This is a genomic window from Providencia sp. PROV061 (assembly GCF_011045655.1).
GTDB lineage: Bacteria > Pseudomonadota > Gammaproteobacteria > Enterobacterales > Enterobacteriaceae > Providencia > Providencia hangzhouensis.
Map to the genome: position 1 here is coordinate 3,697,054 of NZ_CP042861.1, position 15,661 is coordinate 3,712,714.

Sequence of the window (15,661 nt, forward strand, 5' to 3'; positions counted from 1 at the left end):
TAAAACTGTACTGATAGCAATTTGTGCTACGTTACATTTTTGCCATAACCAGCGCACACTTTTAAAAAAAAGTTAAATAATTGCAAATTTATTACTAAGGAATATTTAAAAGCTGTCGACTATATAAAAGGAAAATTAAACAATAATAATGGTATTTATAATGAGCAGAACCCCTTATATCACTCAAAACGAATATGTATTAGATGAAAATATCACCTTGATGACAACCAGCGATTTGCAAGGAAATATTGTCCACGCTAATGATTTCTTTGTACAGGTTAGTGGTTATGAATTAGATGAGTTATTAACACGTCCACACAATATTATCCGCCATCCGGATATGCCCAAGGAAGCTTTTGCCGACATGTGGGCAACACTTAAAAAAGGAGAACCTTGGACTGGTATTGTGAAAAATCGTCGCAAAAATGGCGACCATTACTGGGTTCGAGCCAATATCATTCCAATGGAACGAAAAGGGGCTATTACAGGCTATATGTCTATTCGGACACGCGCAACACGTGAAGAAATTGCTACGGTAGAACCCATTTATGACGCAATGAATGAAAATAAAAGCCAACGAAAAATTTTTAAGGGAATTGTGCTTTCTAAAAAAATGCCATTTCACTTTTCAACATATTCAACGCGTTCGCGTATCCGGCTAATCATGAGTTTGTTATTTATTCTTTGGCTCATCATGGCAAGCTTCATTCCCCAGTCAATCGCACCTCTTATGATGATGAGTGCCTGTACATTTATCACGTTACTGATCGGTAATGTGGTATTTGAAAAAATGCTAGCAGCGCCATTGGAAGACATCACCAAACAAGCACTTGGTATTGCACGAGGAAATCGACATAGCGTTAACCATATGCAGCGCACAGATGAAATTGGCTTAGTATTACGTTCTATTGGGCAACTGGGGTTAATCTGCCGCTGGTTAATCAAAGATGTCTCCGAACAAGTTGATAACGTTCGCAAAGGCAGTGAATCTTTGGTTTCTGACTGTCATGAATTAGAAACACATACTCAGAGAACCGTCGGATACATGCAACAAACCGTTGCGACAATGAACCAAATGGCTGTTTCCGTAAAAATGAATGCTGATAACACGATTCAAGTTGATCAGCTTTCCAATACCACCAGCGAAACTGCAGTAAGTGGAGGTGCCATGATGGAAGCTGTTGTTGATACCATGGATGAAATTGTCAGTAGCACCAGCAAAATTAACTCCATCACTGACGTGATTAAAGACATCGCATTTCAAACCAATATACTCGCGTTAAATGCCGCGGTAGAAGCCGCACGTGCAGGTGAACAAGGCAAAGGCTTTGCCGTTGTTGCCAATGAGGTTCGTAGCCTAGCAAGCCGCAGTGCAAGCGCAGTGAATGATATTCGCGAATTAATTAATGATTGTGAAAAGAAAGTCAATTCAGGAAAAAATCAAGTCCATACAGCCGGAGATACCATGAAGGAGATTGTTGACCAAATACAAAATGTCACGCAATTGATCACCCATATTAGCCAAGCAACCTCTGAACAAGCGGCTGGTATCGCCGACATTACCCAAGCAGTCAGTGAGCTCGAAACCATCACACAACAAAGTACATTACTGGTAGAGCAAAGCACAGAGACATCAACGATGGTAAAAGCACGCTCAAGCCGACTTGAAGATGCGGTTGTTGTTTTACATTAATATCTAATTGAATAGCAAAAGGGCTGTCATCCAGCCCTTTTTACAAAAAATATGAATTCATTAACAATGATTATTTTTCTAAGGGTGGTAATTCAGCCAAAGGCCAACGCGGGCGAACTGTTACACCAAGCCCTGTCGTTGTTCCACCTTTAAGACGAATAAGCCCCGCTAGCGCAATCATCGCACCGTTATCTGTACAAAACTCAGGGCGCGCATAAAAAACTTCACCACCGCGCTGTTTGAGGACGTCTTCCATTTTAGCTCTGAGAGCACGATTAGCACTAACGCCGCCGGCCATCACCAAGCGTTTAAAACCAGTTTGCTCCAATGCACGTTTGCATTTAATCGCAAGCGTATCTACCACCGCATCTTCAAAGGCTCTCGCAATATCTGCACGGGTTTGGTCGTCATCCGCATTTTCACGAATGGTATTGGCGGCAAAGGTTTTTAACCCTGAGAAGCTGAAATCCAGCCCTGGTCTGTCGGTCATTGGACGAGGAAAAACAAAACGACCTGCTGTGCCTTGCTCTGCCATTCGAGATAACACAGGGCCTCCAGGGTAGTCTAAGCCTAATAATTTAGCTGTCTTATCAAACGCTTCACCTGCCGCGTCATCGATGGACTCGCCAAGTAGCTCATACTCACCAATTCCCGTCACACTGATAAGCTGGGTATGCCCACCTGAAACCAGTAACGCAACAAAAGGGAATTCAGGGCTTTTCTCTTCTAACATCGGTGCCAATAAATGGCCTTCCATATGGTGAACGGCCACGGCAGGAACATTCCATGCAAAAGCTAATGAACGCCCAACAGTTGCACCAACCATTAAAGCCCCCACCAAACCAGGGCCCGCAGTGTAAGCTACAGCGTCGATGTCTTCACTGGTTAAATTGGCTTCTTTCAACGCCGCTTGAATTAACGGCACTGTTTTACGAATATGATCACGTGAAGCCAATTCAGGCACGACACCACCATAGTCTGCATGAACTTTAATTTGGCTGTATAATTGATTGGCTAATAAGCCACGCTCATCATCATAGATTGCGATACCAGTTTCATCGCAAGAGGTTTCGATACCTAAAACACGCATTGCACTACCCTTGTTTATTGCATAACCGCAAGTCTATCACTATTTTCGTTCAATCGCGTAATTAATGTTGTCAAAAGGCTGACTTTCCTGACTGTATAGTCTATAATCAGTCCCCTGTAATAAAAAATTTCGTGTGGCTAATTCTCATTATTATCTGGTTTTGTTTGCTTTTTCATCAAATGAACTGCTAATCAGGTAATCTTGTGTGATTCAATTTTATACGGCACTTTACAAACCCGTACTCATTGAAGTAAAATTCCGCACCATTTTAAATGAAGGCTGGTGAATCAGTACCAGCAACAAACCGATTTCTATTGAGGTGAGAGGCACATGCCGGTAATTAAAGTACGTGAAAACGAGCCATTCGACGTTGCACTGCGTCGTTTCAAACGTTCCTGTGAAAAAGCAGGTGTTTTAGCTGAAGTTCGTCGTCGTGAATTCTATGAAAAACCAACGACTGAACGTAAACGCGCTAAAGCATCAGCTGTAAAGCGTCACGCTAAGAAACTGGCTCGCGAAAACGCACGCCGTACTCGTCTGTACTAATTGTTTGCGGTGAAAGCCGCATTCATTGCAGACGATAGCTAATACAAAACTTTAGTTTCTCTCGTAGTCACTCAGTTTTTGTAGTAGTAAATAGCTAAGCAGTTAAAGGCCGTGCTTTCCACAAGGAAGCGCGGCTTATTATCGTTCATCAACAGGCGAAAAAGAGGCTTATGGCTGGACGAATTCCGCGTTCATTTATCAATGACTTGTTAGCAAGAACCGACATCATTGATTTAGTCGATGCAAAAGTCCCGTTAAAAAAACAGGGTAAAAACCATCACGCTTGTTGTCCGTTCCATAATGAAAAAACGCCTTCTTTTACTGTAAATGGTGAAAGGCAATTTTATTACTGTTTTGGTTGTGGTGCGCATGGCAATGCCATCGATTTTTTGATGAATTACGACAAACTCGATTTTGTCGAAGCTATCGAAGAATTATCTGCGCTACACGGCCTTGATGTCCCATATGAAAAAGGAACGGGTTCAAGCCAAATAGAACTTCATCAACGGCAAAATTTATATCAGTTGATGGAAAAAATTAATCAATTTTACTGTGCTGCCTTAAGTCATCCTTCTGCTAATAAAGCGAAAGATTATTTAAGCCAACGTGGTTTAAGCACTGAAATTATAGAGCATTTTTCGATTGGCTTCGCCCCTGCGGGCTGGGACAACTTGCTCAAAAAGTTTGCTGTAAACCCAGAAAGTCGCAAACAGCTTGATGATGCTGGCATGTTAGTGACAAATGATAATGGCCGAGTCTATGACCGCTTTAGAGAGCGTGTCATGTTCCCAATTCGGGATAGGCGCGGTCGTGTGATTGCCTTCGGTGGACGCGTATTAGGAGATGCTCTTCCTAAATACTTGAACTCCCCTGAAACCGATATTTTCCATAAAGGTCGCCAGTTATTTGGCCTTTATGAAGCAACACAAAACAGTAATGAATTATCAAAATTACTGGTAGTTGAAGGTTATATGGACGTTGTTGCACTTGCTCAGTACGATATCCGCTATGCGGTTGCTTCACTGGGTACATCAACAACCTCAGAACATATTCAGTTACTTTATCGTTCAACAGATACGGTTATTTGTTGCTATGATGGTGACCGCGCTGGCCGAGAAGCGGCATGGCGAGCACTTGAAACAGCCCTACCTTATCTGACGGACGGCCGTCAATTGCGTTTTATGTTTTTACCAGACGGCGAAGACCCAGATTCATTAGTACGTAAAGAAGGCAAAGACGCTTTTGAGCAACGCATGAAGGATGCTCAAACCCTTTCTGCTTTTTTATTTGATTCACTTGTGCCACAGGTAGATTTAAAAACGCAAGAAGGGAAAGCAAAATTTAGTAAACTGGCTATCCCTTTGATTAAGCAAATACCTGGTGAAACGCTGCGCCTTTATATGGCACAAGAGCTAGGAAATTTTATTGGTATACCGGATATTTCTCAAGTTCTTGCTATGATTGATAGAGAGAGCACAGAACAAGTTAACTATCAGGCTCCCAAATTAAAACCAACCACAATGCGAATACTTATCGCGCTGTTGGTACAGAATCCGAACTTTTCGGAGCTTGTTCCCTCATTAGAGGGAATTGCCCATATTCAAATGCCGGGGCTTTCTCTATTTCAGGAATTGGTCGATGTCTGCCGTTCCACCCCCGGAATGTCAACTGGGCAGTTGCTAGAGCGTTATCGTGATAATAAATTTGCGAAACAGCTTGAAAAACTGGCAACGTGGAACGATATAGAAATAGAGGAGATAGCGGAAAATACTTTTATAGATGCCTTAAACCATCTATTTAATAGCGCACTCGACGAACGTTTCGACTATTTGATAGCAAAAGAACGAACTGAAGGGCTGACCCCAGAAGAGCGCGAAGAAGTCCGCTTAATCACTCTTTCCAGAGTGAAAACATAATCTAACCCAAAACAGAATTAATATTTTAAACGGCTTAAGTGCCGATAAACACAAGGCAAATGCCTGTAAAATGCTACGAAAATAAAGGGCGTAGCGAATAATAAATATTCCCTTTGTATGTTCTTGTTGGCCGAATGTTTCGCCGACCGACACCAATCTAAATACTCAGAAGTGTGGATACCGTCTTATGGAGCAAAACCCGCAGTCGCAGCTTAAGCTACTCGTAACCAAGGGTAAAGAGCAAGGTTACTTAACCTATGCTGAGGTCAACGACCATCTGCCGGAAGATATCGTCGATTCAGATCAAATCGAAGATATCATTCAGATGATTAATGACATGGGCATCCAGGTCATGGAAGAAGCACCTGATGCCGATGATTTAATTTTGGCTGAAAATACTTCCGATACTGATGAAGATGCAGCAGAAGCCGCTGCACAAGTGCTGTCCAGTGTTGAAAGTGAAATCGGCCGTACAACCGACCCTGTTCGCATGTATATGCGTGAAATGGGAACCGTCGAGCTTCTCACTCGAGAAGGCGAAATCGACATTGCAAAACGTATCGAGGATGGTATTAATCAGGTTCAGTGCTCTGTTGCTGAATATCCTGAGGCTATCACTTATCTTCTTGAGCAATATGACCGTGTTGAAGCAGGAGAAAGCCGTTTATCTGATTTAATTACTGGCTTTGTTGACCCTAACGCGGAAGAAGATCTTGCACCAACAGCGACTCACGTTGGCTCTGAATTACCACAAGAAGAGCTTGATAAAGACGATGACGAAGACGAAGAAGATGAAGACGGCGATGACAGCGATAGCGATGACGATAACAGCATCGATCCTGAATTAGCGCGTCAAAAATTCTCTGATCTTCGTGAGCAATATGAAAAAACGCGTCAACATATTAAACAATATGGCCGTAGTGATGCAAAAACGGCTGCCGCTATTGAGCAGCTTTCCGAAGTATTTAAAGAATTCCGTTTAGTTCCTAAGCAATTTGACTATCTGGTCAATAACATGCGTGAAATGATGGACAGAGTTCGCTTACAAGAGCGTACCATCATGAAACTATGTGTTGAGCAGTGTAAGATGCCGAAGAAAAACTTCATTACTTTATTCAGTGGTAATGAGACCAGTGAAACTTGGTTAACTGCTGCAAAAGCAATGAACAAGCCTTGGTCAGAAAAACTGCTTGAAGTTGAAGAAGAAATTCTGCGTTGCCTACAAAGACTGCGTCAAATTGAAGAAGAAACGGGTCTGACTATCGAACAAGTTAAAGATATCAACCGTCGTATGTCTATCGGTGAAGCGAAAGCACGCCGTGCGAAGAAAGAGATGGTTGAAGCAAACTTACGTCTGGTAATTTCTATCGCTAAGAAATACACCAACCGTGGCTTGCAGTTCCTTGACCTGATTCAAGAAGGTAACATCGGTCTGATGAAAGCCGTTGATAAGTTTGAATATCGCCGTGGTTATAAGTTCTCAACTTATGCAACTTGGTGGATCCGTCAAGCTATCACGCGTTCAATTGCTGACCAAGCACGTACTATTCGTATCCCGGTTCACATGATTGAAACTATCAACAAACTGAACCGTATCTCTCGCCAGATGCTGCAAGAAATGGGCCGTGAGCCATCGCCAGAAGAACTGGCAGAACGCATGCTAATGCCGGAAGATAAAATTCGTAAAGTACTGAAGATCGCTAAAGAACCTATCTCTATGGAAACCCCTATCGGTGATGATGAAGATTCACATTTAGGTGATTTTATTGAAGATACAACTTTAGAGCTGCCTTTAGACTCTGCAACGTCAGAAAGCTTACGCTCTGCAACTCACGAAGTGTTAGCAGGCTTAACCGCTCGTGAAGCAAAAGTGCTACGCATGCGTTTTGGTATCGACATGAATACTGACCACACCCTTGAGGAAGTTGGTAAACAGTTTGATGTTACCCGTGAGCGTATCCGTCAGATCGAAGCGAAAGCGTTACGTAAATTACGTCACCCAAGCCGCTCAGAAGTTCTGCGCAGCTTCCTTGACGAATAATTGATTTATTTATATCTAAAAACACCTGCTCCGGCAGGTGTTTTTTATGGTCACTAAAACCATGGAAAGCTACACTACCGGTGTTTCATGCAAATAAACCCAAACACACTTTTCGGGTTCGACCCTGATACATGCAGTCGAAATTCTTAACGACTCAATACCATTTATTTGCTGTTTTTCTTGATACTGAACCCAGCAATAGCCATTGTCTTCGCGCAATGGAATCAGATTAATACACTCTGTAGAAAATGATGTTCTAGCCCCTACATTCTGACTAAATAACTGAGTCACTGCATTTAATCCAATACAATGGCCTTGTGTGGTAACCATTTTGAAGTTGTCATCGAAGCTGGCTAATAACGGCGCCAAACTTTTATTACCACGACGCCCTGTAAAAATATCCTCAATAAGAATATGTAAATCCACCACGCTTTGCTGCGCTCTTTCCATTGTTTCACTCATTTATTTTTCCTTGATCACTGAAATTAATGAAAGTAACCCGAGTATTGATGCAATAAGAAACGTAAGTTGATAACGTAATAAATCACTCGAGAAAGTCATTAAGCTAAATATAGAAATAAATACGACTGCACCAACACTAAATGCGACTTGTCGATTAATATTCCATAACACGCTACCTTGAAGTAAATCTTTGTCTTTGAAATCCATCAACGAGCTAATTTGTGCAGTATTGGCGCTCAACCCTCCACCCATCCCCATCAATAAATAAGCAATTATCAATAAACTGAGCTGGCTGGAAGATGAGACCCAATAAAGCAGAAAAATACCAAGGCTATGTAATGTAATACCAATAATAAATAATCGTTTTTTTCCTATCTGTAAGTAAAGACGTCCACCAGTTAACATTGATATTACCGCCCCCAATGCATATAGCACCATAAATAGCCCGGTTTTTGCTGCACTGAACCCCATGTTCTCTTGTAGATTAAAAATATTGAGTAAATTAACTCCCGTAAAAATACCGGGAACAGCATAGTAAACAATAAAAGCATTACGCAGATTGCTATTTTTCAATAACTGAAAATTTAAAATAGGTTCTCGACATTTTTGGGCATATTTAAGGTAAACAATAAATACGAATACAGAAGTAAAAAAGCTCGCCAAAGCCAATAGCAAATTGTGATAATCATTATAAAAAGAGAATGATAATAATAGGCTTAACAAACTTAAACTCACCATTATTAGCCCCAAAATATCTGGCTTTTCTCTTATTTTTTTCCCATCATTTTTTATCCATATCCAAGCGAGTACTGCCGTTAGTAATGAGAAAGGTAAATTAGAATAAAAGACCCAATGCCAAGACAAAGAATCAATAATTAGGCCGCCAATTGCAGGTGAAAATGCGGGAGCAATTAACGCGACTGTCATAATCAATGTTGATATACGCTGGCGATCATTATTTGGAAATAATGCGAAAACTAACGCCTGACCTACCGGAATTAATAACCCTCCCGCAGCCCCTTGGATAAAGCGCCAAAAAATTAAGCTATATATTAAATCACTGCTTCCACTGAGCCAAGCTGCAATAGAAAAAAGTAGCATGGAATAACACAGTAATTTTTGGTTACCTAACCTACCTGCTAACCATAAGCTGATTGGCATCACCAGAACTAAACCTAAAATATAGGCATTGGCAACCCAAGCCACTTGAGATTGGCTTGCTGAAAATGATGCAGCAATGTCAGGCAATGCTATCGCTGACATAAAAATATTAATACAATCAATAAAGAAACCGAGTAAAAATACTGTGGCAATTTTGTATCGATAAGTCATGGACTTCCTCCGGTGGCAAAGAATAGGTTTAAGTACTTTCTTTGTCGATACAAGGGAGGTAACATGATTGTTTAATAAAAAAGAACAATCGTTATCATTATGCAAAGAAATCTTAAAAAGATTATCAGTTTTCTACAGGTTGTTGATTCGGGTTCATTCACTAAAGCCGCAGATATTTTAGGGCTAAGTCGCTCTATGGTTAGTGTCGATATCAAACAATTAGAAGGTCAGCTTAATGTAAGCTTGCTAACACGAAACACGCGAAATATTGCATTAACAGAGGTAGGAAAACATTTTTATGACGACTTTAAACGTATTCAAAATCAAATAGATGAAGCATTCGAAAAAAGCCAAAATTTAGGAACGAATATTGCTGGTTTGCTACGTTTTTCATCAACGAGTGAATTTGGCCAACGTTTTATTTTGCCGCTACTCCCTGAATTTTGCCGCCTTTATCCTAAGTTAAGGTTACAATATTCATTTAACTCATCATTAGATGACCTGATCACAGAAAAACTCGATTTATCTATTCGATTAGGTAATTTAAAAAATTCATCTCTTAAAATGAAAAAACTAGGTGAATATGAGATTTACTTAGTCTCCACTCCTGAATTTCTAAAAAAATACCCAATCAAACAACTCACTGATTTAGCAAATGTCCCATGGATTAACCATGCGCTATTAAACTGGCAAGATCCTCAATATTTTTTACAGAATTCAAAAAATGAAAAATATTACTTACCTTTAATTAAAAACCAATATGAGTCTAATTCTGCGGCCGTTATTCACCATATGGTGCTAGCCTCTTTAGGTATTGCTATCTGCCCTGCTTGGATGGTTGACGACGACTTGCAGCATGAGCGTTTAGTTCATGTGTTACCCGAATACCGTTTACCGAAACAAAATATTCAATTACTTTATCCAAATACTTTTGTTTTACCGGCTAAGACACGTGCATTTATCGATTTTTTAGTCGATAAATTAGCTGTAAATAAATAAAAATATAAAGATATATCGATTCAATGTTTCTAAAGTGTAGTTTCTAATCTACCACAGTATAAAAACTCATTTTTCTCATTGTTAATGGCTATTATGCCCTCCATGGCATAATAGTTAGCATTATTTCTTAGATGCTAAATAATCTTGCAGAGTGCCTTCCGGTTTTTTCTTACAAAACTCAACAATCTGAGGGACCTCAGCAACACTTTGCTCTGTTAGCGCAACATAATCTCCACCTTTAAATTGCGTTTCTTGGTTTGTTACCCATAACGCAACAGGTGCCCAGCTTTGAGGATCTAAATTAATAAATTGCTGGCAAGTCATATTCTCAGGTGTAACCGTATTTTTGTCTGCTGCCATTGAGTTAAATGAAATTGTAGATACAGCAAATAATACACTAGATATAATAACCTTTCTCATTTTAAACTCCTTTGGAAAATTAAAAACATATAATCATGTGGCTGGTTATTATTAGCATATTATTTATTAGAATTACATATTCCAATTTTGATGATTAAATTTATACTGAATTAAAAAATCGAATAACAGACAATAAAAACAATCAATTACAAACAATGACCTAATTAGAGCATCAATATAAGATTTGTTTTTTATAGAAAAGCCACTTATAAAAAGTGGCCATAAATATTTAACTATACTACTTTTACTTCCACCTCTGCAGGGTCTTTAATTGGTTCATTAACAAAGAAGAAATAAACCAATGATGCAAGGAATGCGACCGTTGCACAAACAACAAGAGCTAAGGTAAATGAATGTGTTTGGTCAATAATAATACCGGTAATAATCGGAGCAAATGACCCTCCAATAAAACCACCGAAATTTTGAATACCACTCACTGAGGTAATTAAACGAGAAGGCACTGAAACTAAAATCAATCCCCAAGCAGAAGTCCCTGCAAAGTGAATAGAAAACAAGGCCATACTAATACAAGCAACAGCTGAAAATGTGCTGTCAGTATAAGCAGCAGGTAGTGTAAATATGGCAGCAAATAATAAGCCTAAGCAAATCATCCATTTACGACTTTTCATTTTGTCAGCACCACGTTTCACCACATAGTCTGCAACAACACCATTTACGAGCATTCCAAGCGCACCAAATAAAAAGGGTATTGCGGCAACCCAGCCAGTTTTTTCTAGACTTAAACCTCTTGAGTTTTCAAGATAAGCGGGCAACCATGTTAGATATAGCCAAACCATATAACCCACACCATTAAACCCAATAATCATTCCCCATAAAGAACGTTGTTTAAATAATGATGCCCATTCTTTGAAAGAAACTTTATTCGTTGAAGATGGTGGAGCTCCGTCATTTAAATAGTTTAATTCATCATCTGTTAATTCTAATTGTTCACGATTACGATAGAAAATAAACCAAAGTATAGACAGAATAATCCCACTAATACCGATAATAATAAACATTGTACGCCAGCCAAAAGCTAACATTAATGCAATGAGCAAAGGTGGAGCCAGCGCTTGAGCTAACGTAGAGGACATATTAACAATCCCCATAGGTAACCCTCGTTCACGAATATTATACCAATCATTAACGACTTTAACGCCTGTAGGTAAATGTGGGGCTTCACCAATACCTAAAATAACTCGCGCAATAATTAAATGGGTAAATGAAGATAATAGCCCTGTAACCGTTTGTGCTAACGACCATAAAAACAAACCAAAGCCATAAATCTTTTTAACTCCAAAGCGCTCCATTACCATACCTATAGGTAATTGGCATAACGCATAGCCAAATGAAAATACTGATAACAGTAATCCCATTTGGGTTGCACTAAATCCTAATTCTTTACTTATTGTAGAGTTAGCAATAGAGAGTGATGCTCTATCTAAAAAGTTAATGATACCTGCTATCAACAAAAATGTAAGCGCAATAAGCTGCCAGCGCTTTAGTCTTTTACTCGCATGTAGTGACATAATTAAGTACCTTTAAGACGTAACAGGACCCTGCGGAATAATATTTACTCCGCAGATTTATTTTATTAATAATCTTTAGTTGTTATCTATTATTTACGACTTTAGCTTTAATATTAATTCTATTTCCACTGGCGTATCAAAAGGCAATGTATTCGTACCTATTGCTGAACGTGCATGCTTACCTTTATCACCGAGTATTTCAATTAAAAAATCTGAAGCTCCATTCATGACTTGTGGCTGATTTTTAAAATCATCAGTGCTTTGTACAAAGCCCAATAATTTTATACATTCATCAATTTTATCTAAATCTCCTAAATAGGCTTTTAACGAGGAAAATATATTAACAATACACTGTTTTGCTGCTTCTTGGCCTTGCTCGACTGTTAATTCTTTACCTAACGTACCGCTATAAATTAATACGCCATCTTTTTGACAATCATGGCCTGATGTATAAAGTAAATCACCATACTGCTTAATAGATACATATGAAAACTTTGGTGCCCCTGGTGTGGCAAGTTTAATTCCTTTTTCTTCTAATTTCTTCTCAATATTCATTCACTTTTCCTATTTATTCAGCAATATATTTGCCATGTCATAATAAATTTCAGCCGCAAGATATAACTCTTTTATTTCAACAAACTCATCTTTAACATGAGCTTGAGCTAGTCCCCCAGGCCCCATAATAAGTGTAGGGATCTGGCTGGTAACCGAGAAAAAAGGCGCCTCACATGTCGCTTCAAATATTTCCGGTAGCGCTGTTTTTTCTGTGAAACGGCTCACTGTATCTAATGCAACTTTAGTTAATTCGTGATCCGCTGGGATATCTGAAGCGGGAATAAATAAGTAATTATCTAAGTGATAATCTATCTCTTCACCTTTGTTATATTGCGCGATAGCTTGATGTAAGCTCGCTTCTATTTCTTGTTTTTCTTCCCCTGGAACGAGTCTTCTATCTATTTCAATATCACAATGCTGAGGAACAATATTCGGAGCTGTACCACCATTAATAGTGGTTATAATCATTGAAGCACTACCTAATAGTGGATGACTAATTTCCTCAACAGAAGCGCGATGTTGTTCTATAGCAGGTAGTATTTTAGACATCTTAGAAATTGCACTATCAGGATAACGAGTTTTTGCTGCATGGCCTGCAGTGCCTTTAGTACTTAAATTATAGCGGCTAACGCCTTTATGTGCGATGCATACACCAAGAGAAGTTGGCTCACCAATAATGGCATAATCTGCAGAAATTCCATCTTTAATATAATGCAGCATGCCAAGATTAATTCTCTCCTCATCCACATTAAATACTAAAGTTAAATTACCTGAAAATGTATCTTGATTACGTTTTAATAATGTTGCCGTATACATCATTGCAGCAACACCAGATTTCATATCTGCAGCCCCTCTCCCAAAAACCTTTCCATCTTTAATCACAGGGTCGAATGGCTCGGTACTCCAACCACAACCACAAGGCACAACATCTATATGACCGTTAAATAATAAATGTTTACCTTTTCCTGAACCTTTTAAATGTGCAATAACATTTGGACGACCAGGAGCTACCTCTTGCATTTCAACATCAATATTTTCTTGTTTAAAATAGTGATATATAAATTCAGCAACTTGTTGTTCTTCCCCTGGCGGGTTTTCGGATTTATGCCGAATTAAGGCACAAAGAAGCTCTAGCAACTCATGTTGTTGCTGTTCATTTAATTTATACATTTTATTCTCCGATATTTAATATCGTGCGTCTGGTGTAATAATATGGTCTATTTCATTATTATTTAATGCATATATTTTGTTTGTTAAATTAGGAATGACACAACTGTGATTCGGTATAATATTTAATACATCACCAATATTTAATTTAATTTGTTTTGGGTCATAGCGAAGATAGCCATGTTCTTCATTTAATTTAACTAGTTTTATAGTTGGGTCTTCCACTATATAACCAAAGCCTGGTTCTGCAGATTGGTCAGAAGTTAATGTTTTTGTCCCTGCATCTACTGTTGCATACCCCTCAATAGGAATACTCACAACAGTTGTTCTTATTGTTAAAGCGCAATCTTCAGGCGTATAAATACCACCATAGATAGCATTCATATCTCCAAAAATAAAGTTCCCAGCCCGTGACTCTGTAATCCCTTTTAATTCATCAGCATAGAATGAAGATAGTGTTGACCCGCCAGATGTCCGAGGCGCTGTAATACCCAATTTTTCTAACCGTTCTTGGCAAGATAATAAAAGATCTGCTTCTGCTTTTGCCGCTTTACGTATTTCAGGCTCGGTTCGGTATTGGTATATTGTTCCTGCATAAGTAAATACACCAATAATTTTCAAATTAGGTAATTTTTGTATTGCCAGTGCAAATGGCTCTAAGTCATCTAATTGAATACCTTCCCGGTGAGCACCATAATCAACAGCAATATAGACCTCAATAATTTGGTTTTCTTGCTTTGCTGCTGCTGATAATTGTTCAGCACCTTGTAGGCTATCAATAATCGTTCTTAATTTTATTTTTTTAGCTAACTCAATAAATTGCTGACATTTTTGTTCACCAATCATTGGGTAAGCAAGCAGAATATGATCAATTCCGCCTTTCGCCATAACCGTCGCTTCTTGCAATGTGGCACATGTAATTCCTTTTGCACCACAGGCGATCTCAAATTTCGCTAATTCTACTGATTTATGTGTTTTTATATGCGGCCAGTGTTCAATACCTTGCTGTGTTAGCTTGCCTGTCATGCCTCTGACATTTTTTTCAAGTTGCTGTAAGTCTAAAGCAACGTAAGGCGTTATTGGCATAAAAACCTCTCTTATTCTTCATTATTGTCTTCCCCTTTTAATTCCGCTAAATAGGTATAAAGGGTATATTTGGAAATATTTAAAAACTCACAGATTTTCTCACCTGCTTTTTTGATTAAGAAAGCACCTCTATCATCAAAGAATTTAATTGCATCCATTTTTTCTTTTTTACCCATATTGATGACAGGGACTTTGATAACCTGCATGCATTCTTGAATAAGGTGATCTAAAATTTCATTAACGTCCGTGACAAAAACTTCCTTAACCGTATCTTGCTCAATACTATTACGTTGTGTAATGCCTTGAATGGCTTTTTCTGCGGCAATAAATTCTGAGATATCTTGATTAATACAAAGCGCCCCAGAAACTTTGCCAGTTTCATCACGTAAATAAATTGAAGTTGAACGCAACATTTTCCCATCTTTGGTTTGGGTAAAATAATTGTATTTGTCGCCATCAACATCTGTCCCACGCAGTACCTCAAGCCCTAAATTACTACTTGGGTCTCCCACCTTTCGTTTCGTAACATGGCCATTAATAATTGCAACAATACTACTTTCTAACCCTTTGCTATGGTCATGTAATACCACTTCACAATTGTCGCCAAATTGGCCCGCAATTCCTTTCATAACTGCTAATAACATTTCAAAGTTGTCTTGAATAATTTTCATTTTCTACCAAACTTATTTTAAGCCTAACTAAATATTAGTTAGATAATAATGGAGACTCAATCAAGATTTGAGCAATTTGTGATCTATCTCTTGATTCTAGCTAACAAATTTTTAGTTGCCATGACTAACATAGCAATACTCCCAGTTTATAAAA

The 15,661-nt window shown here is 38.8% G+C and carries 14 protein-coding genes; 5 read left to right on the top strand and 9 right to left on the bottom strand.

Annotation, left to right across the window (positions count from 1 at the left end; genetic code table 11):
* The first annotated feature begins 160 nt into the window (after positions 1-160).
* The gene (locus FVA72_RS17020) at positions 161-1,693 is read left to right on the top strand and encodes a methyl-accepting chemotaxis protein (RefSeq protein WP_110591260.1); all 1,533 of its coding nucleotides are present in this window, start codon (positions 161-163) and stop codon (positions 1,691-1,693) included.
* A 70-nt stretch (positions 1,694-1,763) separates the two neighbouring features.
* Here FVA72_RS17020 and tsaD read toward each other — a convergent pair whose 3' ends face one another.
* Positions 1,764-2,783, bottom strand: coding sequence for a tRNA (adenosine(37)-N6)-threonylcarbamoyltransferase complex transferase subunit TsaD (tsaD, locus tag FVA72_RS17025; protein ID WP_004257787.1), 1,020 nt, complete (start codon positions 2,781-2,783; stop codon positions 1,764-1,766).
* A gap of 330 nt (positions 2,784-3,113) precedes the next feature.
* Between tsaD and rpsU the strand changes: the two genes are divergently transcribed.
* From rpsU to rpoD, 3 genes are all read left to right on the top strand, one after another.
* The gene (gene rpsU, locus FVA72_RS17030) at positions 3,114-3,329 is read left to right on the top strand and encodes a 30S ribosomal protein S21 (protein ID WP_001144069.1); all 216 of its coding nucleotides are present in this window, start codon (positions 3,114-3,116) and stop codon (positions 3,327-3,329) included.
* A gap of 170 nt (positions 3,330-3,499) precedes the next feature.
* Positions 3,500-5,245: a DNA primase gene (gene dnaG / locus FVA72_RS17035; RefSeq protein ID WP_110591259.1), complete on the top strand. Its 1,746-nt coding sequence runs from the start codon at positions 3,500-3,502 to the stop codon at positions 5,243-5,245.
* Positions 5,246-5,351: 106 nt separating this feature from the next.
* A complete protein-coding gene (gene rpoD / locus FVA72_RS17040) occupies positions 5,352-7,286 on the top strand; it encodes an RNA polymerase sigma factor RpoD (RefSeq protein ID WP_071585863.1) in 1,935 nt (644 codons plus the stop codon).
* 69 nt (positions 7,287-7,355) lie between these two features.
* Here the strand turns inward: rpoD and FVA72_RS17045 are convergent, their stop codons facing one another.
* Positions 7,356-7,748 carry a hypothetical protein gene (locus FVA72_RS17045; protein WP_110591258.1) on the bottom strand — a complete coding sequence of 131 codons (393 nt, stop codon included), beginning with the start codon at positions 7,746-7,748 and terminating at the stop codon, positions 7,356-7,358.
* The gene (locus FVA72_RS17050; protein ID WP_110591257.1) at positions 7,749-9,080 is read right to left on the bottom strand and encodes an MFS transporter; all 1,332 of its coding nucleotides are present in this window, start codon (positions 9,078-9,080) and stop codon (positions 7,749-7,751) included.
* Between the two features lie 99 nt (positions 9,081-9,179).
* Here FVA72_RS17050 and FVA72_RS17055 point away from each other — a divergent pair, with 99 nt between their 5' ends.
* A complete protein-coding gene (locus tag FVA72_RS17055; RefSeq protein ID WP_094961088.1) occupies positions 9,180-10,079 on the top strand; it encodes a LysR family transcriptional regulator in 900 nt (299 codons plus the stop codon).
* 120 nt (positions 10,080-10,199) lie between these two features.
* Here the strand turns inward: FVA72_RS17055 and FVA72_RS17060 are convergent, their stop codons facing one another.
* The 6 genes from FVA72_RS17060 to FVA72_RS17085 form a co-directional block, all read right to left on the bottom strand.
* Positions 10,200-10,499, bottom strand: a complete 300-nt coding sequence (locus tag FVA72_RS17060; RefSeq protein ID WP_036958008.1) for an HdeA/HdeB family chaperone — start codon at positions 10,497-10,499, stop codon at positions 10,200-10,202.
* A 233-nt stretch (positions 10,500-10,732) separates the two neighbouring features.
* On the bottom strand, positions 10,733-12,028 hold the full coding sequence (locus FVA72_RS17065) for an MFS transporter (protein ID WP_110591256.1): 1,296 nt from the start codon (positions 12,026-12,028) through the stop codon (positions 10,733-10,735).
* 93 nt (positions 12,029-12,121) lie between these two features.
* The gene (locus FVA72_RS17070; RefSeq protein ID WP_110591255.1) at positions 12,122-12,583 is read right to left on the bottom strand and encodes a RidA family protein; all 462 of its coding nucleotides are present in this window, start codon (positions 12,581-12,583) and stop codon (positions 12,122-12,124) included.
* A 9-nt stretch (positions 12,584-12,592) separates the two neighbouring features.
* Entirely contained in the window at positions 12,593-13,753 is a 1,161-nt protein-coding gene (locus FVA72_RS17075) for a M20 family metallopeptidase (protein WP_110591254.1), read from the bottom strand.
* 15 nt (positions 13,754-13,768) lie between these two features.
* Positions 13,769-14,836 (bottom strand): alanine racemase, encoded by a 1,068-nt coding sequence (locus FVA72_RS17080; protein WP_110591253.1) that lies wholly within the window; start codon positions 14,834-14,836, stop codon positions 13,769-13,771.
* 11 nt (positions 14,837-14,847) lie between these two features.
* A complete protein-coding gene (locus FVA72_RS17085) occupies positions 14,848-15,507 on the bottom strand; it encodes a helix-turn-helix transcriptional regulator (protein WP_004257829.1) in 660 nt (219 codons plus the stop codon).
* Positions 15,508-15,661: the final 154 nt, after the last annotated feature.

Bases quoted from the DNA above. Each gene is read 5' to 3' on its own strand.
- FVA72_RS17075 (WP_110591254.1), bottom strand. From the start codon at position 13,753: ATGTATAAATTAAATGAACAGCAACAACATGAGTTGCTAGAGCTTCTT.
- rpsU (WP_001144069.1), top strand. From the start codon at position 3,114: ATGCCGGTAATTAAAGTACGTGAAAACGAGCCATTCGACGTTGCACTG.
- FVA72_RS17020 (WP_110591260.1), top strand. From the start codon at position 161: ATGAGCAGAACCCCTTATATCACTCAAAACGAATATGTATTAGATGAA.
- FVA72_RS17060 (WP_036958008.1), bottom strand. From the start codon at position 10,499: ATGAGAAAGGTTATTATATCTAGTGTATTATTTGCTGTATCTACAATT.
- tsaD (WP_004257787.1), bottom strand. From the start codon at position 2,783: ATGCGTGTTTTAGGTATCGAAACCTCTTGCGATGAAACTGGTATCGCA.
- FVA72_RS17085 (WP_004257829.1), bottom strand. From the start codon at position 15,507: ATGAAAATTATTCAAGACAACTTTGAAATGTTATTAGCAGTTATGAAA.
- FVA72_RS17080 (WP_110591253.1), bottom strand. From the start codon at position 14,836: ATGCCAATAACGCCTTACGTTGCTTTAGACTTACAGCAACTTGAAAAA.
- dnaG (WP_110591259.1), top strand. From the start codon at position 3,500: ATGGCTGGACGAATTCCGCGTTCATTTATCAATGACTTGTTAGCAAGA.
- FVA72_RS17045 (WP_110591258.1), bottom strand. From the start codon at position 7,748: ATGAGTGAAACAATGGAAAGAGCGCAGCAAAGCGTGGTGGATTTACAT.
- FVA72_RS17065 (WP_110591256.1), bottom strand. From the start codon at position 12,028: ATGTCACTACATGCGAGTAAAAGACTAAAGCGCTGGCAGCTTATTGCG.
- FVA72_RS17050 (WP_110591257.1), bottom strand. From the start codon at position 9,080: ATGACTTATCGATACAAAATTGCCACAGTATTTTTACTCGGTTTCTTT.
- FVA72_RS17055 (WP_094961088.1), top strand. From the start codon at position 9,180: ATGCAAAGAAATCTTAAAAAGATTATCAGTTTTCTACAGGTTGTTGAT.
- FVA72_RS17070 (WP_110591255.1), bottom strand. From the start codon at position 12,583: ATGAATATTGAGAAGAAATTAGAAGAAAAAGGAATTAAACTTGCCACA.